The organism is Mesorhizobium sp. P2_F7 (genome assembly GCF_056403695.1).
On sequence record NZ_JBFUFA010000005.1, the window covers coordinates 196,997 to 220,806 of the forward strand.

Below are 23,810 nucleotides of genomic sequence, written 5' to 3' on the forward strand. Positions count from 1 at the left end.
TAATGTAGCCGCTTCCGCCAGCCGGGGGCGAAACACCAATGCCGAGCAACGTCTTCCGCTTCGACGAAAGCTGGGACATTCCTGACGCGACGCCACAACAGGTCTGGGACGTGCTGTCCGATGCCGAATTGCTGCCGCTGTGGTGGGGCGATGTTTACAAGGAGGTCGTGCCGCTCGACCGCAAGGGCAAGGGCGTCGTCGGCGCCCGCGCCAAAGCCCGGGCACGCGGCGCCCTGCCCTATGAATTGAACTTCATCGTCGAGGCGGCCGAACTCGAGCCAGGGCGGCTGGTGGTGGTCAAGACCTTCGGCGATTTCGACGGGCTGTGGCAGGCGGAACTGTCACCCTCGGGAACCGGCACCCACGTCGATCTTGTCTGGCAGGTGACGGTCGAGAGGCCGATCCTCAAATTGCTGGCACCGCTGCTCAGGCCGGCCTTTGCCTGGAACCATCGCTGGACCACGCCGCGCGGCGAAGCCGGCCTGCGCCGCTATCTCGCGGCGCAGAAGAAGGGCGCAGCGGCCTGATCCCGCCCGCGATTACTGGAACAGCGCCATGGCGCTGCTGAGCGTCATCCACAAGCCCCATACCAGCGGAATGCCGACCAGGAGGCATGCCAAGCACGAGAAAGCCGGCGCCGCAGAACTCACCAATTGCGGTTCAGCCATGCGCGTGCGGGCTTCTCGACCAGATAGTAGCTACACAGCGCACAGGCAAAGACTGCCGCCAGCATCGGGATCGGCGCGCTGCCCTGCTCGGCGACGAATTTGTAGAAGGGCTGTTGCCAGAGATAGAGCGAGTACGACCACAGGCCGATCATCACCATCGGCCTCGACGACAAGAGGCTGCTAAGGTGCCAGTTGCTGGTGTCCAGCGTGTTGACGGCCAGCGCCAGCAACGGCACCGCCAGGAGATAGTGGATCGGCGTCGGCACCGGATCGACGAACAGCAGGACGGCCGCGACGGCGGCGACAAGGCTGAGATAGGGTCCTTTCAGCAAGGATGGCAGCCGGCCGTCATGCTTGAGCAGGCAGATCGAAGCCGACAGCAGGATCGACGCGATGTGCACATCGGTGCGCCAATAGCTGTGTTCATAGTCCATGCCGAGCACCCAGTATGAAATCGCGCCATTGGCCATTGCCAGCAGCGAGAGCGTCACCAGCAGCCGCACGACATTGGCCCGTCCCGTCACCACCACGCTGATCAGCGCCAGGATGATGTAGGCATGCTCTTCGACACAGAGCGACCAGATATGGTCGAGCGCGCCGGCGCGGGTAATCAGAATGCCGGCATAGTTGTAGGTGAAGGTCAGCGCCGTCAGCGCCGCCTTCCATTTGAAGGCGATGAAGGTTCCGGAAAGCCCGATCATGGCGGCGACCACGAACACCAGCAGCGCCGGGTAGATGCGCGAGAAGCGGCGCTTGAAGAATTTCTTCAGCGGAAATCTCTCGATGAACAGGATCTCGCCCATCAGCCGGCCGCTGAGCACGAAGAAGAACTCGACGCCGAGCACGCCGAGATTGATCCCGGGAACGGGGAAAAAATGGCCGATCAGCACCAGTGCGATCGACAGCCCGCGCCAGCCGTCGAGATAGGCCAGCCTGGTTCTTGCGGCTTGATCGGCTGCCGCCCGCGGCAAGGCAACGGACGCTGCGGAAATGTCGGTCATGCCGATCCTCTACGACGCAAAATCCCGGCGCCGCTCATATCGCTGCGCTCAGAATCCACCCCGTGCTCCGCCTGACCGTATATTGCAGTGCAATATCGCATTGTGCAAGTGCGAGAATGGCGCCGGAGCAGTCCCTGGCAAGTATGCGACTGTTCTTGCACGGGAATTACCTGGAGCAACGGATTCGCGGGCGGCGGCGAACTCGCAAGAACGGGGCAGGTACAGGCCGCCGCCAACGAAAAAAGGGGCCGCAACGGCCCCTTTCCTTGTCAGTAGTAGTTGACGATGTCAGGCGTTGGCCGCGGCCACAGCGCGCTTGGCCATGACCGCGATAAGGTTGGCGCGGTATTCGGCCGAAGCGTGGAGGTCGGTCATCAAATTCTTCGCCGGCACTTTCACGCCGTCGAGCGCCGATGCGGCGAAGTTTTTCGCCAGTGCCGCCTCGATCTCCTTCGAGCGGAACACGCCGTCATCGCCGGCGCCGGTGACGGCAACGCTGACCCCGTCCTTGCCCTTGGCCACGAACACCCCGACGATCGCATAGCGCGAGGCCGGATTGCGGAATTTTTCGTAGGCTGCCTTGGCCGGCGCGGTAAAACTCACCGCGGTGATGATCTCGCCGTCTTTCAGCGCCGTCTCGAACAGGCCGGTGAAGAATTTGGCGGCCGAAATCTCGCGCTTGTTGGTGACGATGGTGGCGCCGAGCGCCAGCAGCGCTGCCGGATAATCGGCGGCCGGGTCGTTGTTGGCGACCGAACCGCCGATCGTGCCCTTGTGGCGCACCGCCGGATCGCCGATCAGCGACGCCAGATGCGCCAGCGCCGGGCAGGCCTTTCTCAGCTTCTCGTCATTGGCGACGTCGTAATGGGTGGTGGCCGCACCGATGGTGACGGTCTTGCCCGACACCTTGACGCCTTGCAGATCCTTGATCCGGGACAGGTCGACCAGGTCGGAGGGGGCGGCGAGCCGCGTCTTCATTGCCGGTATCAGCGTCATGCCGCCCGACAATAGCTTGGCGTCGCCGCTCTTCACCAGCTTGGCGGCGTCAGTGACCGAGGCGGCGCGATGATAATTGACCGAATACATCTTCGTTCCTCCTCAGTGCTTCTTTGCCGCGCGGATCGCCGCCCAGACCGTGGACGGCGAGGCCGGCATGGCAATGTCGACAATCCCGATGGCGTCGGTGATGGCGTTGATGACCGCCGGCGGCGAGCCGATGGCGCCGGCCTCGCCACAACCCTTGATCCCCAACGGATTGCTCGGGCACGGGGTGTTGGAGGTCGAGACCTTGAATGACGGCAGGTCGCCCGCGCGTGGCATGGTGTAGTCCATGTAGCTCGCTGTCAGCAGCTGCCCGCTGGCGTCATAGTGCGCGCCTTCCAGCAGCGCCTGGCCGATGCCTTGCGCGATGCCGCCATGCACCTGGCCCTCGACGATCATCGGGTTGATGATGTTGCCGAAATCGTCCGCGGCGACGAACTGGATGATCTCGGTCGTGCCGGTTTCCGGATCGATCTCGACTTCGCAGATGTAGCAGCCTGCCGGGAAGGTGAAGTTCGCCGGATCGTAGAAGGCCGTTTCCTTCAAGCCGGGCTCCATGCCGGCCGGCAGATTGTGGGCGGTGTAGGCGGCAAGCGCCACCTGGAACCAGGGCAGGCTCTTGTCGGTGCCGGCAACCTTGACCTCGCCATTCTCGATGACGATGTCGCCCTCGTCGGCCTCGAGCAGATGGGCGGCGATCTTCTTGGCCTTGGCCTCGACCTTGTCGAGCGCCTTCGATATGGCCGACATGCCGACAGCGCCCGAGCGCGAGCCGTACGTGCCCATGCCCATCTGCACTTTGTCGGTGTCGCCATGGACGATCGAGACCGACTCGATCGGCACGCCAAAACGCTGGTTGACCAGCTGAGCGAAGGTCGTCTCATGGCCCTGGCCGTGGCTGTGCGAGCCGGTCAGCACTTCGATCGTGCCGACGGCGTTGACCCGCACTTCGGCCGATTCCCACAGGCCGACGCCGGCGCCGAGCGAGCCGACCGCCGCCGACGGCGCGATGCCGCAGGCCTCGATGTAGCAGCTCATGCCGATGCCGCGCAGTTTGCCGGCTTTCGCGGCGGCCGCCTTGCGCTTGGCAAAGCCGGCATAGTCGGACGCCTTTGTCGCCGCATCGAGCGAAGCGCCATAGTCGCCGGCGTCATAATTCATGATCACCGGCGTCTGATGCGGGAAGGTGGTGATGAAGTTGCTGCGCCGAAGCTCCGCCGGCGACACGCCGAGTTCGCGTGCGGCGGTCTCCATGGTGCGCTCAAGCAGATAGGTCGCCTCCGGCCGCCCTGCCCCGCGATAGGCATCGACCGGTGCGGTGTTGGTGTAGACGGTGCGCACATTGGCGTGGATCGTCGGGATGTTGTACTGGCCCGACAGCAGCGTTGCGTAGAGATAGGTCGGCACGCAGGACGAGAACAGCGACATGTAGGCGCCGAGATTGGCGATGGTATCGACCTTGAAGCCGGTGATCTTGTTGTTCTTGTCGAACGCCATTTCCACGGTCGAGACATGGTCGCGGCCATGCGCGTCGGTGAGGAAGCTTTCGGTGCGGTCGGCGACCCATTTGACCGGCACGCCGGTTTTCTTCGACGCCCACAGGCAGACGATCTCTTCGGGGTAAATGTAGATCTTCGAGCCGAAGCCGCCGCCGACATCGGGCGCAATGACGCGCAATTTGTTTTCCGGCGCGACATTGTAGAAGGCGCTCATCACCAGCCGCGCCACATGCGGGTTCTGCGAGGTCGTCCAGCAGGTAAAATGGTCCTCAGCCTTGTCGTAGTGGCCAAGCGCTGCACGCGGCTCCATGGCGTTGGGCACCAGCCGGTTGTTGACGATCTTCATGCGGGTGACGTGGGCGGCGGCCTTGATCGCCGCGTCGGTCGCCTTGGCATCGCCGATCTCCCAGTCGAAGATCAGATTGTCCTCGGCCTCGGCATGGACCTGCGGCGCGCCTTTTTGCAGCGCCTTGGTGGCATCGACCACCGCCTTCAGTTCCTTGTAGGTGATCTCGACGGCCTCGGCCGCATCGCGCGCCTGGCCCTTGGTTTCGGCCACCACGATGACGACGGCGTCGCCGACATAGCGCACCTTGTCGACCGCCAGCGGCGACCAGGCCCCCATCTTCATCGGCGAGCCGTCCTTGGAATGGATCATCCAGCCGCAGATGAGGTTGCCGATGCCGTCGGCCTTGAGCTCCTTGCCGGTCAAGACACCGATGACGCCGGGCATGCCTTGAGCCTTTTTGACGTCGATCTTCTTGATCTGCGCATGCGCATGCGGGCTGCGCACGAAAGCGGCATGCTTCATGCCGGGAACTACCATGTCGTCGACATAACGGCCGGCGCCGGTGATGAATCTTTTGTCTTCCTTGCGCACGACCCGAGCGCCGATACCTTCAATACCCATAAGAAAATTCCTCCGGAATTTAGGGGAGTAGGGCAGTAGGGGAGTAAGGGAGTAGGGAAGCGGCCGAGTTGCATTGGCCTTTTTTTGCCCTACTCCCCTACTGCCCTATTCCCTTATGCCTAAGCAGCTTGTTTCGCCCTGCCCTTCGACGCCTTCGCCATCGTCTTCGATGCGGCGAGGATCGCCTTGACGATGTTGTGGTAGCCGGTGCAGCGGCAGATGTTGCCTTCGAGCTCGGTGCGCACCGTCGCCTCGTCGAGGCCTTCGGGATGGCGCGCGATCATGTCGGTCGCGGTCATGATCATGCCCGGCGTGCAGAAGCCGCATTGCAGGCCGTGATGTTCCTTGAATGCGGCCTGCACCGGATGCAGGTCGGCGCCGTTGGCCAGCCCTTCGATCGTCACCACGGTCGACCCGGAGGCCTGCACGGCCAGCATCGAACAGGACTTCACTGCCCTGCCGTCGACATGCACGACGCAGGCGCCGCATTGCGAAGTGTCGCAGCCGACATGCGTTCCGGTGAGACCAAGATTTTCACGCAGGAAATGAACCAGAAGCGTTCGGTCCTCGGCAGCGCCAGTGACCCTTTTTCCGTTCACGACAAACGAAACGTCCGACATGCATCCTCCCTGGGTATTACCTCGGTAATCATGCTGCCGATGCGGCTTTGGCGCTCGGCCATGCGCTATTCGTACACCGCACAACGCGCAAAAAACACACGGCGCTCATTGTACTTTCGGTCATGGAGAAAGCGAAAATCATGGGCCTGTCGGCCCCATTGCCAAAGTGCGGATTGAAGGCAACAATGTCATCGACGCTGGCGCCAAGAGACATAAAAACAAGCGCGCAAAAAATGCGTCGGAGGAATGCGGAGAAAGCTGCTGGCCAGTTCACGGACGAGCTATGCATCCGGTCTGTCGGCGCTCACCACAGACGAGCCTGACATGGATGCGTTCGCCCAGGCGGTCGCCGCCGAAGCCTCTGCCATCAACGCCGGCTTTGCGCTGCTGTTCTTCTCGCAGAGCCTGGTCGACGCCAGCGCGCTGTCGCAAGCGCTGAAGACCCATGCGCCGGGGCTGGCCTATGCCGCCTGCTCGACTGCCGGCGAGATCACCCCGCAGGGCCTGGAGGAAGGCCATGTGCTGGCTCTTCTGCTTCCCTCCGCGTCGTTTTGCGCGGTCAGCACCATGGTCGACAATCTCTCCTCGTCGGGCATGGACAGGATCACCGGTGAAGTCGAGGCTTTGCGGCGGCTGCTGCGCGGGCGCATCGGCAGTTGCCATTCCAACAGCACCTTTGCGCTCTGCTTCATCGACGGCCTGTCCTTTGCCGAGGAAGCGGTGACCTCGGCCATCCATTGGGGGCTGGACGACATCCCGCTGATCGGCGGTTCGGCGGGCGACGATTTGAAATTCGAAACCACCAGGCTGATCTCGAACGGCAAGGTGGCTTCCGACAGCGCCATCATCGTGCTCATATCGACCGAAATTCCCTTCCACGTCTTCAAGACCGATAATTTCGTCCCCACCGATGAGAAGCTGGTGGTGACGGCATCCGATCCCGACCATCGCACTGTGCGCGAATTCAACGCCACGAATGCGGCTGAGGAATATGCCGCTTCGGTCGGCATCGTCGCGCAGAACCTGACGCCGCTGAGCTTCGCCTCGCACCCGGTGGTGGTGAAGGTGGGTGGCGAATATTACTGCCGCTCGATCCAGAAGATGCATCCCGACGGCTCGCTGTCGTTCTTCTGCGCTATCGACGACGGCGTCGTGCTGTCCATCGCCCAGCCGAAAGACATGGTGGAATCGACGCGCGCCGCCCTGCGCGACGTCGAGGAGCGGCTCGGCGGCATCGACATGATCCTCGGCTTCGATTGTGTGCTGCGAAGGCTCGATGCGCGCAACCGCCAGGTCTTCCGCGACATTTCGGAGCTTTACCGGGTCAACAACGTCATCGGCTTCGGCACCTATGGCGAACAGTATCGTTCGATGCATCTGAACCAGACTTTCACCGGCATCGCCTTCGGCGACCGCCAGGCGGCGGAATAGGTTCCATGCCGCTCAGGGACATCGACGACGTCGACAGGCTGAAGAAGATCAACGCCGCTCTGGTCAGCCGCGTCGAGCGCTCGATGGACCAGCAGGGCAACGCCTTCTCGCTGTTCCAGACCGCGATTTCGCTGGAAAACCGCGTGCGCATCCGCACGGAGGAGCTGCACTCGACCCTGCGCCGGCTGGAACAGTCGAACATCGACCTCAGCGCCGCCAAGGAAAACGCCGAACTGGCGAACCTGTCCAAGACCAGGTTCCTGGCCGCCGCCAGCCATGACGTGCTGCAGCCGCTGAACGCCGCCCATCTCTCCGTCTCGGCGCTGGCCGAAGTGCAGACCAGCGACGAGGGCAAGAAACTCGTCCGCCAGGTCGAGCGCTCGCTGGAGACCATGGAAGACCTGTTGCGCACGCTGCTCGACATTTCCAAGCTCGATGCCGGCGTGGTCCTGCCCGACATTGGCGACGTCAATTTGGAGACGCTGTTTTCCTCGCTGCGCTCGGATTTCAAGCCGGTTGCCAAGCTGAAGGGGCTGACACTGAAATTCCGCCCGGTCAGCGCCGTGGTGCGTTCGGACCGCACGCTGTTGCGCCGCATCCTGCAAAACATCCTGTCCAACGCATTGCGCTACACCCGCTCCGGCGGCGTGCTGGTCGGCACCAGGCACCGCGGCGACACCATCCGCATCGATGTCGCCGACACCGGCTGCGGCATTCCCGACGACCAGCGCGAGGCGGTGTTCGAGGAATTCCATCGCGGCTCCACCTTTCCGGCCGATACCGGGATCTCCGGCGGCGGGCTGGGACTGGGCCTTGCCATCGTGCGGCGCATGGCAGCCGCGCTCGGCCATCCCGTGACGTTCTCCTCGAAGGTCGGACGCGGCACGATCTTCCATATCGACGTGCCGGTTGGCATCGGCGCCAGCGCCGACGCCATCGCCAGCCTTGCCGAGATGGAGCGTCCGCGCGGCTATGGCCTGTTCGGCACCAAGGTGCTGCTGGTCGAAAACGACGCCGACGTGCTGCAGGCGATGACCTTCCTGCTCGAGCGCTGGCAATGCCTGGTGCGCGCCGCGACCTCGACCGAGGACGCACTCAGCCTGCTCGGCGATACCGACTGGGTGCCCGACATCGTTATTGCCGACCAGCATCTCGACGACGGCGACCTCGGCACCGCAACAATAGCCGAAGTCCGCGACTATCTCGGCCGCGCCGTGCCGGCGCTGATCGTCACCGCCGACGCCTCCGAAGCCGTCGCCAAAGCCGCCCGCGCCGCCGGCATCGAACTGATGCGCAAGCCGCTGAAACCGGCGCAGCTAAGGGCGCTGCTGGCGCATTTGCTGGCCTAGAGAATGGCTAACGCGATGCTTGATTACCTGGGGAAGCCGGCGTGGGCGCTCTTGGCGTCGCCGCCGTTTGAATCCTGGAAATTCAAACGAACTGTTGACGACGATCTTCCGGAAATCCGAATAAATTACGTTTCTGCGGGTAACAAATTTTCCTTCATCTGCGATACCGATGAAAGGATAAACACCATATTCATCGAAGCCGACAATCTGGATCGAGACCTCTTGGACATTCCCTTTTCGTCCAGCCGCAACGACGTGCTGAAGATCTTTGGGGTGCCCTCGAAAAGTGGCGCGGCTCGGAAAGATCCCTATTTGGGTAAGTTCGGCCCTTGGGACCGCTTCGACGAGGCGCAGCATTCAATCCTCGTCTTGTATCTCGCTCATGCGGATCGAATAAAAAGGGTGTCGCTGGCCCGCGCCGACGCGGTGAGCGACCGAGAGGTATCTGCTCAAAACCCCGCCTGATCCCTAAACAGCTCGGCATTGTCCAGCTTCGACACCTCGATCACCGCCTGCGTGCGGCTGTAGACGTTGAGCTTGCGCAGGATCTCCGAGACATGCGCCTTGACCGTGGTTTCGCCGACTTGCAGCTCGTAGGCGATCTGCTTGTTGAGCAGGCCCTGGCGCAGCATCTGCAGCACGCGCAGCTGCTGCGGCGTCAGCTTGGCCAGGCGCTGTACCATGTCGGCGCGGTCGGTGCTGTCGGCGTCCGGCGGCTGTCCCTCATAGTTTTCCGGCACATAGATCGCGCCCTCCATCACAGAGCGAATAGCGGCGGCGAGATCGCTCTTGCGCGCCGATTTCGGGATGAAGCCGGCAGCGCCATAGGACAGCGCCTCGGAGATGATTTTTGGCTCCTCATAACCCGAGACGACGACCACCGGCAGCCGCGGATGGCGGGTCCTGAGCTGCAGCAGCCCGTCAAAGCCATGGACATCGGGCATGTTGAGATCGAGCAGCGCCAGATCGAACGGTTTTATCCCACCCAGAAGATCGAGCGCCTCTGCGATCGAGCGCGCCTCCACCGTGTCGACTTCCGGGTAGGCCATCTGCACGGCACTGTGCAGCGCCTCGCGAAACAGCGGATGGTCGTCGATGATCAGGAACCGGGCGCGATCGTTGATTGCGGTCATGGGGTTCGTTTCAGTCCTTCCTGGACAGGATACTCCCGCTGGTATGGCCAGCTTATTGGCAAATAGTCTATCGCCATCTTAACCGGGCAAGCGGCGCCGATGCTTTTGCGGACGCCTATGCCTTGCCCGGCGGTTCAAATCGGTCAAATGTGCCGGCAGTTGAAGCAGAAAGACCTGGCATGACAGACTTCGTCCTCCCCTTGCCCGCAATCCCGTCGGTCGCCATCGCCGGCTCGGCCGAACGTTTTGCTGTGCGCCGCATCTTCTGCGTCGGCCGCAACTATGCCGCGCACGCCCGCGAACTCGGCAATGACGAGCGCGACCCGCCCTTCTTCTTCACCAAGCCGGCCGATGCGGTGGTCGACAGCGGCACCACAATCCCCTACCCGCCGCTGACCAAGAACCTGCATCACGAGATCGAGCTGGTCGCGGCGATCGGCAAGGCCGGCTTCCGCATCCCGCGGGCTGAAGCGCTCGACCATGTCTGGGGCTACGGCGTCGGCATCGACCTCACCCGCCGCGACCTGCAGGATGAGGCCAAGAAAGCAGCGCGTCCCTGGGACTGGTCGAAAGCGTTCGACCGCTCGGCGCCCTGTGGCCCGCTGGTCCCCGCCGCAAAATCCGGCCATCCGCAAAAGGGCCGCATCTGGCTCGCGCTCGACGGCGCGGTGATACAGGACGGCGATCTCGCCGAACTCATTTGGCCTATCGCCGACATCGTTTCGATCTGCAGCGGTGCGGTTGCACTACAACCGGGCGACCTGATCTTTACCGGCACGCCGGCCGGCGTCGGCGCGGTCGCAGCCGGCCAGACGATGACCGGCGGTGTCGACGGCATCGGCACCATCGAGATCACCATCGGCCAAGATCCCATCGGCAAGCCGTGATCCGATGAGCGACCTCGTCCTCCACAATTACTACCGCTCCTCCACCTCCTACCGCGCGCGCATCGCGCTGGAGATGAAGGGGCTGACCTACGAATACGTGCCGCATCATCTGCGTCATGGCGACCATCTGGAACCGGCTTACCTAGCGGTCAATCCGCAGGGACTGGTACCGGCGCTGATCCTCGGCGACGGCACGCTTTTGACGCAGTCCCTGGCGATCATCGAATATCTCGACGAGACCAAGCCCGAACCGCCGCTGCTGCCCAAGGACGCGCTCGGCCGTGCCCGTGTACGAATGCTGGCGCAGATGATCGCCTGCGACATCCACCCGGTGAACAATCTGCGCGTGCTGACCTCGCTACGCACTTTGTTCGGCGCCGGCGATCAGGACGTCGTCAACTGGTTCCGCCACTGGGTCAACGAAGGTTTCCAGCCGCTTGAAAAGATTCTGGCTTCATCAGCTGAGACGGGCACCTTCTGCCACGGCGACGCGCCGGGCCTCGCCGACATCTGCCTGGTCGCCCAGATCGCCAGCAACGCCCGCTTCGGCGTCGACCTGACGCCCTACCCCACGATATCGCGCATCCACGCCGCCTGCATGGCATTGCCGGCCTTTCGGAAGGCAGCGCCGGAGAATCAGATAGATGCGGAATAGAAGCGCACTGGCGCAGAGCATGAGGACCACCCGATGAAAGCCGTCGTCTTCGAGAAATTCGGCCAAGCGCCGACGATCCAGACCGTGCCGGATCCGAAACCGGCCGCCGACGGCGTCGTCATCAAGGTCGAGGCCACCGGGCTTTGCCGCAGCGACTGGCATGGCTGGATGGGCCATGATGACGGCATCACCCTGCCGCATGTTCCCGGCCATGAACTGGCCGGCATCGTCGTTGCCGTCGGCAAGCAGGTCACTCGCTGGAAGGCCGGCGAGCGTGTCACCGTGCCGTTCTGCGTCGGCTGCGGCCGCTGCTTCGAATGCACCTCAGGCAATCATCAGGTCTGCGAGCATCAAACGCAGCCTGGCTTCACCGCCTGGGGCTCGTTTGCCGAATATGTCGCCATCGAACATGCCGACACCAACCTCGTGCGGCTGCCCGAGGAGATGGACTTTGCCACCGCCGCCAGCCTCGGCTGCCGCTTCGTCACCTCGTTTCGCGCCATTGTCGACCAGGGCCGGGTGACGCCGGGCGAATGGGTCGCGGTGCATGGCTGCGGCGGCGTCGGCCTGTCGGCGATCATGATCGCCAGTTCCATGGGCGCCAATGTCATTGCCATCGACCTCACCGACGAGAAGCTGGAGTTCGCCAAAAAGATCGGCGCCGTGGCGACCATCAATGCCTCGAACACGCCGAATGTCGTCAAGGCGGTCAAGCAGATCACCAATGGCGGCGCGCACATGTCGATGGACGCGCTCGGCCACCCCACGACATCGTTCAACTCGATTTCCAATCTGCGCCGGCGCGGCCGCCACGTGCAGGTCGGCCTGATGCTAGGCGAGCATGCCCGGCCACAGGTGCCGATGGACAAGGTGATCGCCTTCGAGCTCGAAATCCTCGGCAGCCACGGCATGCAGGCCTACCGCTACCCCGCCATGATGGAGATGATCCGCACCGGCAAGCTGAAGCCCGAACTGCTGGTCGGCAAGAAGATCAGCCTCGATGAGGCGCCAGCGGCGCTGATGGCGATGGGCGGGTTCGAGGGGATTGGCATCGGGGTTGTGACGAAGTTCTGACAGCGATTCGATAGAAATTGCAGAACAGTCCATGCAACCAAGACGCCAGTAGAATCGCTCGACAAGGTTGCGCTAGTCCGTCAGAATCGACCCCAAGCGATCATCGGATTGAACCTGGCTGGACCAGCCACACACAGGAACTATACTGTCGCTATGGCCTATTGGGTAAAGCGTATTGCGCTAAAGGATGGCGAAGTAGTCACGGAACGTGAGCTTCGCGCAGACGAAAACCGATTTGCTGGAACGGCTCCGGTGGTTGGTGACTTGATTGAGGTCGAATGTCGCGGCCGCAGGTTTATGGCTGAGGTGGTATGGGGAAATTGGACCGGCCGCGTTCATCCACACGATACAGTTGTACCGCTTCGGGTTTTCGAGGTTGGCCTTGATCCGGCAACCCCGCTCCGCTTTCCGACTCGTGGCCCAACCTGATCGCGGAGTGACTGCTTCCACCAAGTTCTGTCATTTCACATTAATGATACCGCGGCCGAATCAGCCAATCCTACCGCGCAAACCTCTTCGCCCCGACCACGCAGGCGACCACACCCAGCGTGACAACCACCATCAGCGGGCTGACCTGCTCGTGCAGAAGCGTCGCCGCCAGCGCCAGTCCGAAGAAGGGCTGCAGCAACTGCAATTGCCCGACGGCGGCGATGCCGCCTTGGGCCAGGCCGCGATACCAGAACACGAAGCCGATCAGCATGCTGAACAGCGAGACATAGGCGAGACCGATCCAGGCGCCGGAGCCGATGCCGGCGAAGGATGGCGGCAGCGTCGCGAACGTCAGCACCAGCATGATCGGCAACGAGATCGCCAACGCCCAGCAGATCACCTGCCAGCCGCCGAGCCGGCGCGATAGTGCGGCACCCTCGGCGTAGCCCAGGCCACAGACGATGATGGCGGCCAGCATCAGGCCATCACCGATTGGGGACGCCGTCACGCCTTGCATCAGGGCAAAACCCGCAACCAGCGCACTGCCGATACAGGAAAACAGCCAGAAGGCCGGGCGTGGACGCTCGCCGCCGCGCAGCACGCCGAAGATCGCAGTGGCCAGCGGCAACAGGCCGACGAAGATGATGGAATGGGCGGAGGTGACGTGCTTCAGCGCCAGCGCCGTCAGCAGGGGAAAGCCGACAACCACGCCCAGCGCCACGATCACCAGCGACAGAAAATCGCTGCGCTCTGGCCGCTTCTGCCGGAACAGCACGAGCATCGCCAAGCCGAGCAGTCCGGCGATCGCCGCGCGGGCCGAAGTCAGGAACGTCGGATCGAAATCCGCCACTGCCACGCGCGTCGCCGGCAGCGAGCCGCTGAAGATCAGCACGCCGACGAATCCGTTCACCCAGCCGCTCGTGCTCTTGTCCATTCCAGGCTCCATTGCTTTGGCTCTGTATCGGGCTTGACCCTATGGCGGAGCTAGAGACAATGCGGTACAATTCTATCAAACTGTAATGGCCAATTGAGCAATACAGATGACCAAACTCGTTCTGGAAACCGACACGGCATACGCTCCTGTCGCGACCACGCTGGTCGAAACTGTCATGGCGACCATCCGCCAGCGGATTGCTGCGCGCAGCCTGACGCCTGGCGCGCGGCTGCCCTCGATCCGCGCCTTCGCCAAAGCCATGCAGGTATCCAAATCGACCGTCGTCGAGGCCTATGAGCGGCTTGCTGCCGAAGGCGCGATCCGATCCCGGCCGGGCTCTGGCTTCTATGCCGCCGGGTCGCTGGCGCCACTGTCGCTGGCCGAGATCGGTCCCCGGCTCGACCGTGAAGTCGACCCGCTCTGGGTCTCGCGCCAGTCGCTGGAAGCCGGCGGCGAGATGCTGAAACCCGGCTGCGGCTGGATGCCGGCTTCGTGGATGCCGCAGTCCGCTCTGCGCCGGGCGCTGCGCACGGTGGCGCGCGCCGACGATGTCGCGCTCGCCGACTACGGCACGCCGCTCGGCCTGCCGCCGCTCAGGCAATTGCTGGCGCGGCGCATGGAAGGGCACGGCATCGACGTTTCGCCCGACCAGATCATGCTGACGGAATCCGGCACGCAGGCTATCGATCTCCTGTGCCGGTTCCTGATCGAACCCGGCGATACCGTTCTGGTCGACGACCCCTGCTATTTCAATTTTCACGCGCTGCTGCGCGCCCACCGCGCCAAGGTCGTCAGTGTTCCCTACACGCAAACGGGACCGGATATCGAGCTGTTCGCGCAGGCGCTCGCCGAGCACAGACCGCGCCTCTACATCACCAATTCCGCCATCCACAACCCGACAGGCGCTGTCCTGTCGCCGGTCACCGCGCACCGGCTGCTGAAGCTCGCCGACCAGTCGGATCTGACCATCGTCGAGGACGATATTTTCGCCGATTTCGAACATGCGCCGGCGCCCCGGCTGGCGGCATTCGACGGCCTCAACCGCGTCGTTCATATCGGCAGCTTTTCCAAGACGCTGTCGGCCTCGGTGCGCTGCGGCTTCATCGCTGCACCGCGCGACTGGATCGAGCAGCTCACCGACCTCAAGATCGCCACCACCTTCGGCGGCGGCCGGCTTGCGGCCGAACTGGTGCTGGCGCTGCTCAGGGACGGCAGCTACCGCAAGCACATGGACCTGCTGCGGGCGCGCCTTTCCCGCGCCATGGTTGAAACGAGCACGCGCCTGAAGGCGATCGGCATCACGCCCTGGATCGACCAGCCCGCCGGACTGTTCCTGTGGTGCAGCCTGCCCGATGGCGTGGATGCCGCCGACATCGCCCGCCGCGCACTGGCCGACAACGTCGTGCTGGCGCCGGGCAACGCGTTCAGCCTGTCGGGAACCGCCAGCCGCTTCCTGCGCTTCAACGTTGCCCAGTGCCAGGACGAGCGGATTTTCAGGGTGCTCGAGTCGGCAATGGCGCGCTGAACTCGCAGATCATCGGGCCGCACAGACCTCCCGCACGCAGTCGCGCACCCAACGTTGCGCCGGATCGGCGTCGAGCCGCGGATGCCACAGCATCGAGATGGTCACCTCCACAGTGGCGACCGGTAGCGGAAAGCTGACCATGCCAGCGCGTGCGCCTTGCGTGTGCCGCTCGGGCACGCTGGCGATCAGGTCCGAGGCCCGGGCCATGGCAAGGGCGGCCGAGAAGCCGGAGACCATGCATACGACTGTCCGCTGCAGGTCAAGCTGTGCCAGCGCCTCGTCGATCGGTCCCCTTTCGCGACCGCGCCTGGAAACGCTGATGTGTCGGCCGGCAGCATAACGTTCCGGCGTCACCTCGCCTTCGCTCAACGGATGCCCAGCTCGCACGGCGCCGACGAAGCGGTCGCGAAACAGCGCCTGTATCCGCACTTCCGGCCCCGTCTCGCCGGCGACGCCGATCTCCAGATCGACCGCCGCGTCGCGCAGCGCGGCGATATCCTTGTCCGCTTTGGGCGCAAAGCGCAGCCGCACGCCGGGCGCCTCGGCCTGAATGCGGGCGACGAGACGCGGTCCAAACTCCTCTACGAACCCTTCATTGGTCCGCAGTGTGAAGATCCGGTCCAGCGTCGCGAGATCGAGAAGTGTTGCCGGACGCAGCAGCGCCTCGGCATCCCCAACGACGCGGCCAGCCTGCTGCCGCAATTCTTCTGCACGCGGTGTCGGCACAAGGCCGCGCCCGGCGCGAACCAGAAGCGGATCGCCGGTCGCTTCCCGCAGCCGCGCCAGCGTGCGGCTCATCGCCGAAGGGCTGAGCCGCAGCCGTGTTGCGGCGCGCACCACGCTGCCTTCGGCCAAAAGGACGTCGAGTGCGAACAGCAAATTGAGATCGGGCGGTGTCATCGACGGATTGTAACACATGACATGGCGCTGAACGCATGAATAAGATGCAAATGCTGCGCCTTCCGCCACACCACCTTGGCGACTAGATCTCCCACAGATCCGGTTTCCGGACCGGCAAGAAGGAGATCGCCATGGCAATTGCTGAGCAGAACGAGCGCGTATCGGCGCCGCAGCAGGTCCAGTCCACAGTCCTGGCCCGGTCTCCTGTCTTGGCATTGGCCAGCCTGTCGCTCGCCACGCTGCTGTCCTCGCTGGGAACCAGTATTGCGAGCGTCGGCCTGCCTTCCCTGATGCAGGCTTTCGCCGCGTCGTTCCAGTCGGTGCAATGGGTGGTTCTCGCCTATCTGCTGGCCATCACCGCTTTGATCGTCAGCGCCGGACGGCTGGCCGACATGTTTGGCCGCCAGCCGATGCTGCTCGGCGGCATCGCGCTGTTCACGCTGGCCTCGGTGCTCTGCGGCGTGGCGCCGACGCTCTGGCTGCTGATCGCGGCACGCGCCGTGCAAGGACTTGGCGCAGCGCTGATGATGGCGCTGACGCTGGCCTTTGTCGCGGAGACCGTGAGCAAGGAGAGAACCGGCAGCGCCATGGGCCTGCTCGGCGCCATGTCGGCGATCGGCACGACGCTCGGTCCCTCGCTCGGCGGCCTGCTGATCGCCGGCTTCGGCTGGCGGGCGATCTTCCTCGTCAATGTCCCGCTAGGCGTCGCGGCCTTCGCTCTCGCCTGGCTAGCCCTGCCCGCCCGCGGTAAAGCTGCCGAAGCCGATCGAGGCAGCTTCGATACAACGGGCACTGCGCTGCTCGCTTTGACGCTCGCCGCCTATGCGCTGGCCATGACACTCGGCCGCGGCCATTTCGGCACCCTCAACATCGGCCTTCTGATCGCTGCCGGCATCGGCGTCGTTCTGTTCGGCGTTGCGCAGACGAGGGCGACGAACCCCCTGATCCGGCTTGCCCGGTTGTACGACATCCGGCTCACCTCCAGCCTCGCCATGAACCTCGTCGTCGCCACCGTGATGATGGCGACCCTGGTGGTCGCGCCGTTCTATCTGTCGCGCGGTCTCGGGCTTGATGCCGCGATGGTCGGCGTGGTGCTGTCGACAGGTCCGCTGGTGTCGGCGCTCTCGGCGCTGATCGCCGGCCGGCTCACCGATCGCTTTGGTGCCCACAAGATGATGGTCGCTGGATTGTTCAGCCTCGCCGTCGGCACTTTTCTTTTGTCACTCGCCATGACGGAACTCGGCATTGCCAGCTATGTCGGACCGATCGCCGTCACCTGCTTCGGCTACGCGCTGTTCCAGACCTCCAACAATGCCGCCGTCATGAGCGGTGTCGCCGCCGGCGAACGCGGCGTCGTGTCCGGCCTGCTCAATCTGTCGCGCAATCTCGGCCTGATCACCGGCGCATCGCTGATGGGCGCCATCTTTGCGGTTGCCTCGGCCGGAGAAAGTCCGTTGACCTCAACGGCAGCCGCCCACGGCATGCAGGCCACCTTTCAGACGGCGACGGCGCTCGCAGTGGCTGCACTGTTCCTGGCGCTGTTCTCTGCCCGCGCCGGCGGCAGGTCGGCCTAGGCTCCGGCCCGCTTGCGGCGCTCATAGAGCATGACCAGCGTTTCAGCGGTCAAAGCCGGCCTCTGCTCGCCCTCGATCTCGACCGTGTTGGCGGCCTTCATCAGGTATTGGCCCGGCCCTCTGTCCTCGACCGACAACAGCGTCGAGCGCAGTCTGATTCGTGCGCCGACCCTGACCGGCGCCAGGAACCGCACCTTGTCGAAGCCGTAGTTGAAGGCGGCTTGCGTGTTTTCGGGCACGATGCCCATATCGAGCGCCAATGCGCCGATGATCGACAGCGTCAAATAGCCATGCGCAATCGTGGTGCGAAACGGGCTTTGCCGCTTCGCCCGCTCCGGATCGACGTGAATCCACTGATGGTCGCCGGTGCATTCGGCGAACTGGTTGATGCGGCTCTGGTCGATCGTCGTCCATTCCGACACGCCGAGCTCCTGCCCGGCCATCGCCCTTAGCTGCTCAAAGGTCGGCGGCGTTTTCGGCCGTAGTTCCGTCATTCCTGCTTTCCCGATGGCTCCCAACGCCTCGGACCACGAACCGACAACCCCTGTCAATTCGCCTCTTGCGATTCCGTTCCGTCATTTTCCGCCAAACGGCACGCCCCGTCCATGGCCATGCACCGCAAAGGGCCGGTCTGTTCAGAGGTGGCGGGCAGCGGTCAGGCCGTGCCTGACATCACTTCCTCTTCTCATAGCCGGAGCGAATCTCCTCCATCGCTTCCTTGATGCGCTCGCGCAGGATCTCGACGGATTCGGTGCCGGATTTCTTGACCAGCTCGGCCACTTCGCTGGCGTTTTTCAGGGCGGCCTCGAAGGATTTCTTGGCGAACTCCGCCTGCTTGGACATCAGCTCCTGCGGATTGCCTGGCGCCTTGTAGTTATGCGCCATGTCGCTGACTTCGCGCAGCGTGTCCTGCAGCATCTCGCGTTGCCTGGACAGAAGCGACGTCGCGCCGGCAGCGCCTGCCCGCGCCGATTTCTCCAGCGCCTCGAGGTTCTTGCGGTGGTGCGCAAGGATCGCCTCGACATCGACATTGGGCACCTTCAGGTCACGGCCGAACCGGCTGAACATGTCCAGGAACGAATCGGATTCGGGTTGTTTGGCCATTGCTCGCTTGCTCCCCAGTTAACTGCAAATGCGGAACCCTAGAGCAATTCCAGGAAAAGTGTGAAACGGTTTTCCGTCCGGAATTGCGTCAAAACAAAGAGTTAGAGCAGGTCGCAGCGAAACGGTGAACTGCTCTAAGCTGGACAATAGCACTCGCGCGCCGCGTGTCCATTCGCCCGCGCAACGCAATTTTGCGGTGCAAAGGCGAAGCGCCCGCTTCAACCCGCGAGGAACAATAGCTCAGCCGTGTAAAGCACCAGGCCGGCAAGGCCGCCGATGATCATGCCGTTGAAGCGGATATATTGCAGGTCCCTGCCGATGTTCATCTCGATCAGCCTGGTCAGCTGGGCAAGGTCCCAGCGCTTGACCTGGTCGGCGATGAACTTGGACACGCCGCTCTTCTGGCTCTCCACGAAGGAGCCAAGCGCCACGACAAAGCCCTGGTTCATGTCGGCCCGGATCTGCGGATCGCCGTAGAGATGGCGGCCGACCTCGACGAACATGTTGGCGAGATGGTCGCGAACAATCGAATTCTCCGCCTTGGCGTCCTGTTCGATGAACAGGCGCAGACTCTCCCACATGTCGCCGGCCAGCGACTTGACCTCCGGCCGCGCCAGAAAATCGCGCTTCAGTTTCTCGGCCCGCTTGGCATATTGCTTCGAGGTCCTGAGCCGCTCGATGAAGCTCAGTGCGAAGCGGTCGAATTCGGCGCGCATCGGGTGATCGGGATCGGCACGGACCTCATCGAGCAGCGAACCGGCGGAAGCGACGATCTTCTTCAGCAGATAGGCGTCGGCGCGGAACAGGTTGAACAGCGACGGCAATTCCTCGCGGATCTTTTCGCGCATCGTCCCCAGCGCCTCTTCGTCGTTCAGGAACCGGCCGATCACCCGGGTGAACTCGTCGAACAGTTTCTGGTGGCGGCGGTCGTCGGTCAGCGCCGACAGAAGTTCGGCGGCCAGCGGCGCCAGCGGCACCTTGTCGATCTGCTCCAGCATGCGGCTGGTGACGAAGCCGCGCAGGCCGGATTGCTCGATTGCCGCAAGCGTCTGCGGCACCAGCCGCACGACAAAGCGCGACAGGCCGGCAGATCGTTCGGCGTCAGTCAGCCAGTCGGCGACCAGCGCTGCAAAATCGACCTCGGCCAGTTTTTCGCGCACCGGCTCGGGCGCCAGGAAATTGACCTCGATGAAGCGGCCGAGATTGTCGGCGATGCGGTGCTGGTTCTCCGGGATGATGGCGGTGTGCGGGATCGGCAGACCGAGCGGCCGCTTGAACAGCGCCACCACCGCGTACCAGTCGGCCAGGCCGCCGATCGTCGCCGCCTCCGCGAAGGCCGCCACGAAGCCAAGCCACGGATAAGTGCTCTCGAACGACTTGGCCACGGCAAAGACCACGACGCAAAGCGCCAGTGCTGCCGTGGCGAGAAACTTTGTCCACCGCAACGCGGAAAGCTTGGCGCCCGCCTCGGTATCGAAACCGCCGGACGCCAGGGACGGAGCCGATTGAGACATGGTGGGCCGCTCCTCGTCGATCTCAGGGGTATTTAGGGACTGTTTCGGCCCGTGACATGACCGGACGGCCGATTTCGCCTCAAGACACGCCGATTAAGCACACAAAGTTGACAGGAATATTCATCTATCGTCCAATCCCAGTCTGGAATTGTTCCAAGGTATAGGCCATATTCCGAACAGGCCAGTGTGGGCGAATCCGAAACGCCGGGTGAGAAAGCCGCACCAGCGCAAATCTAAAATCTGGTGCAGTTCCAATGCGCCAGCACGTGGGTGAGGAATGAAATGCGGTTAACGCGCCAGACCAACTACGCCATGCGCATCCTGATGTATTGCGCGGCCAACACCGATCGGCTGAGCCGCATCCCGGAGATCGCGGCCGCCTATTCGGTGTCGGAGCTTTTCCTGTTCAAGATTCTGCAGCCGCTGGTCGAGCACGGTCTGGTCGAGACGGTGCGCGGCCGCAATGGCGGTGTCAGGCTTGGCCGTCCCGCCGAGCAGATCAATCTGTTCGACGTCGTGCGGGTGACCGAAGAGAGCTTCGCCATGGCCGAGTGCTTCGAGAACGACGCCGCCGAATGTCCGCTGGTCGACAGCTGTGCCCTGAACTCGGCGCTGCGTGAGGCGCTCAACGCCTTCTTTGCCGTGCTCTCCCGCTACACGATCGCCGATATGGTGGCAGCGCGGCCGAACGTGCGCCATCTGCTCGGCATCGACATGCTGGTGCAGCGCGCTCCAGCCGCCTGAACTTTCTAGGCTGCCGACTGCGGCAGGACGAACGGCACATTTCCAGTCGGCAGCACGCCGACCTTGAGCCGGCAATCGAACACTTTTTCGATCAGATCGTCGCTCAGCACCTCTTGCGGCGAACCGTCAGCGGCGAGCCGGCCGCGATGCATGACGAAGACCCGGTCGGCATACATGGCCGTCAGATTGAGATCGTGCAGGATGGCGATCACACCACCGCCGCGCCGGGCGAAGTCGCGGGCGATGTTCATGATGATCAGTTGGTGCTTGATGTCGAGGCTGGACACCGGCTCGTCGAGATAGAGATAGCGCGGCTTGCCGTCGAGCACCGGCGCCCAGACCTGGCACAGTACGCGCGCCAGCTGCACGCGCTGCTGTTCGCCGCCTGAAAGCTCCTGATAGAAACGGCCGGCAAAGCCGTCGAGGTCGACGCGCGCCAGCGCCCGCTCCGGCAGCCTTTCATTTTCGCCCGGCAGCACGCCGGAGCGGCCGCCGACAAGGCCGAGCCTGACCACTTCGCGCACGGTGAAAGGGAAGGACAGCGTGGTCACTTGCGGCAGCACAGCGCGCGCTATAGCAGCCTCCACCGGCTTCATCGCAATGAGGTCACGGCCGTTGACGGTAACCGTTCCCGTAAACGCCAGATCGCCCGACAGGGCCTTCAAAAAGGTCGTCTTGCCCGAACCATTGGGCCCGACGATTGCCGCGACCTCGCCGGGCCGCGCGGTAAAGTCGACATCGGTGACAATGCGCTTGCCGCCGATCGCCACCGAGACATCGCGTGCTTCGATCATGCCGGCCTCACAGGTTTCAAGTCTCACAGGTCGATTACGCCGCGCTTGCGCAGCAGAATCCAGAGGAAGAACGGCGCGCCGGCGATCGCCGTGACGATGCCGATCGGCAGTTCGGCCGGCGCCACGATGACGCGGGCGACGGCATCGGCGGTGAGCAGCATCGAGGCGCCGAGCAGTGCCGATGCCGGCAAGAGATAGCGATTGTCCGGTCCGATCAGCAGCCGCAGCAGATGCGGCACGACGATGCCGACAAAGCCGATGCCGCCGCTGACTGCGACCGAAGCGCCGACTGCCGCCGAGACGCCGACGATCGCAGTGTATTTCAGCCGCTGCACCGGAATACCGAGATGGCCGGCGGTCGCCTCGCCGAGCGCCAATGCGTTGAGGCCGCGGGCCAAAAACGGCATCGCCGCCAGCGCCAGAACGATGATCGGGCCGACGGAAGCGATCTTCGGCCAGGTCGCGCCGCCGAGCGAGCCCAGCTGCCAGAAGGTCAGGTCGCGCAACTGCCGGTCGTCGGCCATGAAGATCAGGATGCCGGTCAGCGCCATGGCAAGGGCGGCCAGCGCAATGCCGGCAAGCAGCATGGTGGCGACCGAGGTGCGCCCCTGCCGCGTGGCGACACGGTAGAGCACCAGCGTGACCGCGAGGCCACCGCAAAAAGCGGCGAGCGGCAAGGCCAAACTGCCGAGCGCCAGAGTGAGCGGCGCCAGCCAGGTCGTGCCGAGCACGATGACAGCGACCGCGCCGAGGCTCGATCCGGCGGAAACGCCGATCAGGCCGGGATCGGCCAGCGGATTGCGAAACAGGCCCTGCATGACCGCGCCGGATACGGCAAGTGCCGCCCCGATCAACACACCGAGCAGCACGCGCGGCATGCGGATGTCGTAGACGATCAGCCGGTCGCGCGCGCCGAGTGCGGCATCTCCAGGCACAGCGCCGGTCAGCCAGTCCCGGATGACGCCGACGGCCGACGCATCGGAGGCGCCCGACGTCAGCGACAGGAACATGGAAAGCGCAAGCACCACCCACAGGAGCACGACGACCAGGCGCGCGCGCCCTGAACGATCGCCCTCGGCCGCCACCTTGCCCGCCGCGCCGGCGATCGACTGGTCCACCATCGGCTCAGTCCGTGACCTGACTGCCATAGAGCGAGACGGCCAGATCGTGGATGGCATCGGCCGTGCGTGGCCCGAAGCCAAGGAGATAGCTGCCATCCATCAGGATCAGTATGCGGCCTTCGCCAGCCGGCGTCGAAGCGATCGACGGGATGGCGAACAGCTCAGCTTCCGCAATCGGCGGTCCGGCGTTTTTCATGGCCAGGATCACGTCCGGCCTGGCGGTGACGATGGCCTCGTCGGACATCGGCTTGTAGCCGGAAAAGCCTTCGACCGCATTGACCGCGCCGGCGAGCTTGATGATGCCGTCGCCGGCAGTGTCGCTGCCGGCGGCGAGGATCTTGCCGCCCTGGATCGACAGCACGAACAGGATGCGCTTGCGCTCCTTGATCGACGCCGTCTGTTTTTCGGCTGCCTTCAGCTTGGCGTCGGTCTCGGCCACCAGTGCCTCTGCCTTGGCGTCGACGCCGAGCGCCTTGCCGACGATACGGATCTTTTCCAGAATGCCGTCATGGCTGTAGTGCTCGGGCACGTCGATGAACGGCACGCTCGACTTTTTCAGCACATCGACCGCTTCCCTTGGGCCGCTGCCCTGCAGCGCCAGAATGCCGGACGGATTGACCGACAAAACACCTTCCGCCGACAGCTGGCGCATGTAGCCGACGTCGGGCAGCGCCATCGCGGCGGCGGGGTAGCGGCTGGTCGAATCGCGGGCGACAAGATGGCCCTCTTCGCCAAGCGCGTAGACGATCTCGGTGATCGAGCCGCCGATGGCCGCGATCCGCGTCGTGTCGGCAAATACGGCGAGGTTTTCGGTGGCCGGAGCGGGTGCCGCAGGAAGCAGTGATAGGGCCATGGCCGCGGCAAGCGTCGGGCGCCTGAACAGGGAAATCATCGTCGTAATCC

General features: G+C 63.8%; 24 protein-coding genes. 10 read left to right on the forward strand and 14 right to left on the reverse strand.

All coding sequences use genetic code 11. From position 1 onward, the window contains the following. Positions 1-38: 38 nt before the first annotated feature. Positions 39-527 carry an SRPBCC family protein gene (locus AC1DZ8_RS19585; protein WP_477307260.1) on the forward strand — a complete coding sequence of 163 codons (489 nt, stop codon included), beginning with the start codon at positions 39-41 and terminating at the stop codon, positions 525-527. Positions 528-539: 12 nt separating this feature from the next. Here AC1DZ8_RS19585 and AC1DZ8_RS19590 read toward each other — a convergent pair whose 3' ends face one another. From AC1DZ8_RS19590 to AC1DZ8_RS19610, 5 genes are all read right to left on the reverse strand, one after another. After that, positions 540-668, reverse strand: coding sequence for an MFS transporter small subunit (locus tag AC1DZ8_RS19590; RefSeq protein WP_477307262.1), 129 nt, complete (start codon positions 666-668; stop codon positions 540-542). Beyond that, positions 647-1,669 carry an acyltransferase family protein gene (locus AC1DZ8_RS19595; protein ID WP_477307263.1) on the reverse strand — a complete coding sequence of 341 codons (1,023 nt, stop codon included), beginning with the start codon at positions 1,667-1,669 and terminating at the stop codon, positions 647-649. Before AC1DZ8_RS19595 ends, AC1DZ8_RS19590 begins: the two co-directional genes overlap by 22 nt. Before the next feature lie 288 nt (positions 1,670-1,957). After that, positions 1,958-2,755, reverse strand: coding sequence for an FAD binding domain-containing protein (locus AC1DZ8_RS19600; protein ID WP_477307264.1), 798 nt, complete (start codon positions 2,753-2,755; stop codon positions 1,958-1,960). A 12-nt stretch (positions 2,756-2,767) separates the two neighbouring features. Beyond that, positions 2,768-5,119 carry a xanthine dehydrogenase family protein molybdopterin-binding subunit gene (locus tag AC1DZ8_RS19605; RefSeq protein WP_477307266.1) on the reverse strand — a complete coding sequence of 784 codons (2,352 nt, stop codon included), beginning with the start codon at positions 5,117-5,119 and terminating at the stop codon, positions 2,768-2,770. Between the two features lie 119 nt (positions 5,120-5,238). Beyond that, positions 5,239-5,739 (reverse strand): (2Fe-2S)-binding protein, encoded by a 501-nt coding sequence (locus tag AC1DZ8_RS19610; protein ID WP_477307268.1) that lies wholly within the window; start codon positions 5,737-5,739, stop codon positions 5,239-5,241. 246 nt (positions 5,740-5,985) lie between these two features. Between AC1DZ8_RS19610 and AC1DZ8_RS19615 the strand changes: the two genes are divergently transcribed. From AC1DZ8_RS19615 to AC1DZ8_RS19625, 3 genes are read left to right on the forward strand one after another with little or no spacing between them, the layout of a single operon-like run. Beyond that, positions 5,986-7,170, forward strand: a complete 1,185-nt coding sequence (locus AC1DZ8_RS19615; RefSeq protein ID WP_477307270.1) for an FIST N-terminal domain-containing protein — start codon at positions 5,986-5,988, stop codon at positions 7,168-7,170. Between the two features lie 5 nt (positions 7,171-7,175). After that, positions 7,176-8,519, forward strand: a complete 1,344-nt coding sequence (locus AC1DZ8_RS19620; protein ID WP_477307272.1) for an ATP-binding response regulator — start codon at positions 7,176-7,178, stop codon at positions 8,517-8,519. A gap of 15 nt (positions 8,520-8,534) precedes the next feature. Next, on the forward strand, positions 8,535-8,984 hold the full coding sequence (locus tag AC1DZ8_RS19625) for a hypothetical protein (protein ID WP_477307274.1): 450 nt from the start codon (positions 8,535-8,537) through the stop codon (positions 8,982-8,984). Here the strand turns inward: AC1DZ8_RS19625 and AC1DZ8_RS19630 are convergent. Continuing rightward, on the reverse strand, positions 8,969-9,652 hold the full coding sequence (locus tag AC1DZ8_RS19630) for a response regulator (protein WP_023681717.1): 684 nt from the start codon (positions 9,650-9,652) through the stop codon (positions 8,969-8,971). The genes AC1DZ8_RS19625 and AC1DZ8_RS19630 overlap by 16 nt on opposite strands. A gap of 179 nt (positions 9,653-9,831) precedes the next feature. On the opposite strand from AC1DZ8_RS19630, the gene AC1DZ8_RS19635 reads away from it, so the two are divergent. The 3 genes from AC1DZ8_RS19635 to AC1DZ8_RS19645 are packed head-to-tail and all read left to right on the forward strand — an operon-like array spanning position 9,832 to position 12,268. Then, positions 9,832-10,539 carry a fumarylacetoacetate hydrolase family protein gene (locus AC1DZ8_RS19635; RefSeq protein WP_477307276.1) on the forward strand — a complete coding sequence of 236 codons (708 nt, stop codon included), beginning with the start codon at positions 9,832-9,834 and terminating at the stop codon, positions 10,537-10,539. A 4-nt stretch (positions 10,540-10,543) separates the two neighbouring features. After that, entirely contained in the window at positions 10,544-11,194 is a 651-nt protein-coding gene (maiA, locus tag AC1DZ8_RS19640; RefSeq protein WP_477307278.1) for a maleylacetoacetate isomerase, read from the forward strand. A gap of 33 nt (positions 11,195-11,227) precedes the next feature. Continuing rightward, positions 11,228-12,268 carry a zinc-dependent alcohol dehydrogenase family protein gene (locus AC1DZ8_RS19645; protein ID WP_477307280.1) on the forward strand — a complete coding sequence of 347 codons (1,041 nt, stop codon included), beginning with the start codon at positions 11,228-11,230 and terminating at the stop codon, positions 12,266-12,268. A 499-nt stretch (positions 12,269-12,767) separates the two neighbouring features. On the opposite strand, the gene AC1DZ8_RS19650 is transcribed toward AC1DZ8_RS19645, so the two are convergent. Next, complete coding sequence (locus AC1DZ8_RS19650; protein ID WP_477307282.1) at positions 12,768-13,631, reverse strand: DMT family transporter; 864 nt, start codon at positions 13,629-13,631, stop codon at positions 12,768-12,770. 106 nt (positions 13,632-13,737) lie between these two features. Here AC1DZ8_RS19650 and AC1DZ8_RS19655 point away from each other — a divergent pair, with 106 nt between their 5' ends. Beyond that, entirely contained in the window at positions 13,738-15,156 is a 1,419-nt protein-coding gene (locus AC1DZ8_RS19655) for an aminotransferase-like domain-containing protein (protein WP_477307284.1), read from the forward strand. Between the two features lie 9 nt (positions 15,157-15,165). On the opposite strand, the gene AC1DZ8_RS19660 is transcribed toward AC1DZ8_RS19655, so the two are convergent. Beyond that, the gene (locus AC1DZ8_RS19660; protein ID WP_477307486.1) at positions 15,166-16,056 is read right to left on the reverse strand and encodes a LysR family transcriptional regulator; all 891 of its coding nucleotides are present in this window, start codon (positions 16,054-16,056) and stop codon (positions 15,166-15,168) included. Positions 16,057-16,187: 131 nt separating this feature from the next. Between AC1DZ8_RS19660 and AC1DZ8_RS19665 the strand changes: the two genes are divergently transcribed. Then, positions 16,188-17,630 (forward strand): MFS transporter, encoded by a 1,443-nt coding sequence (locus AC1DZ8_RS19665; protein WP_477307286.1) that lies wholly within the window; start codon positions 16,188-16,190, stop codon positions 17,628-17,630. Here AC1DZ8_RS19665 and AC1DZ8_RS19670 read toward each other — a convergent pair. The 3 genes from AC1DZ8_RS19670 to AC1DZ8_RS19680 form a co-directional block, all read right to left on the reverse strand. Continuing rightward, entirely contained in the window at positions 17,627-18,124 is a 498-nt protein-coding gene (locus AC1DZ8_RS19670) for a MaoC family dehydratase (protein ID WP_477307288.1), read from the reverse strand. The two genes, AC1DZ8_RS19665 and AC1DZ8_RS19670, sit on opposite strands and share 4 nt — an antisense overlap. A gap of 178 nt (positions 18,125-18,302) precedes the next feature. Beyond that, complete coding sequence (locus AC1DZ8_RS19675) at positions 18,303-18,734, reverse strand: phasin family protein (RefSeq protein ID WP_477307290.1); 432 nt, start codon at positions 18,732-18,734, stop codon at positions 18,303-18,305. 218 nt (positions 18,735-18,952) lie between these two features. Then, positions 18,953-20,248, reverse strand: a complete 1,296-nt coding sequence (locus AC1DZ8_RS19680; protein ID WP_477307292.1) for a DUF445 domain-containing protein — start codon at positions 20,246-20,248, stop codon at positions 18,953-18,955. Between the two features lie 282 nt (positions 20,249-20,530). Between AC1DZ8_RS19680 and rirA the strand changes: the two genes are divergently transcribed. Continuing rightward, the gene (gene rirA, locus AC1DZ8_RS19685; RefSeq protein ID WP_477307294.1) at positions 20,531-20,992 is read left to right on the forward strand and encodes an iron-responsive transcriptional regulator RirA; all 462 of its coding nucleotides are present in this window, start codon (positions 20,531-20,533) and stop codon (positions 20,990-20,992) included. A gap of 5 nt (positions 20,993-20,997) precedes the next feature. On the opposite strand, the gene AC1DZ8_RS19690 is transcribed toward rirA, so the two are convergent. From AC1DZ8_RS19690 to AC1DZ8_RS19700, 3 genes are read right to left on the reverse strand one after another with little or no spacing between them, the layout of a single operon-like run. Continuing rightward, positions 20,998-21,786 carry a heme ABC transporter ATP-binding protein gene (locus AC1DZ8_RS19690; protein ID WP_477307296.1) on the reverse strand — a complete coding sequence of 263 codons (789 nt, stop codon included), beginning with the start codon at positions 21,784-21,786 and terminating at the stop codon, positions 20,998-21,000. 23 nt (positions 21,787-21,809) lie between these two features. Next, complete coding sequence (locus tag AC1DZ8_RS19695) at positions 21,810-22,907, reverse strand: FecCD family ABC transporter permease (RefSeq protein WP_477307298.1); 1,098 nt, start codon at positions 22,905-22,907, stop codon at positions 21,810-21,812. Positions 22,908-22,911: 4 nt separating this feature from the next. Next, the gene (locus AC1DZ8_RS19700; protein WP_477307300.1) at positions 22,912-23,799 is read right to left on the reverse strand and encodes a heme/hemin ABC transporter substrate-binding protein; all 888 of its coding nucleotides are present in this window, start codon (positions 23,797-23,799) and stop codon (positions 22,912-22,914) included. Positions 23,800-23,810 lie beyond the last annotated feature (11 nt).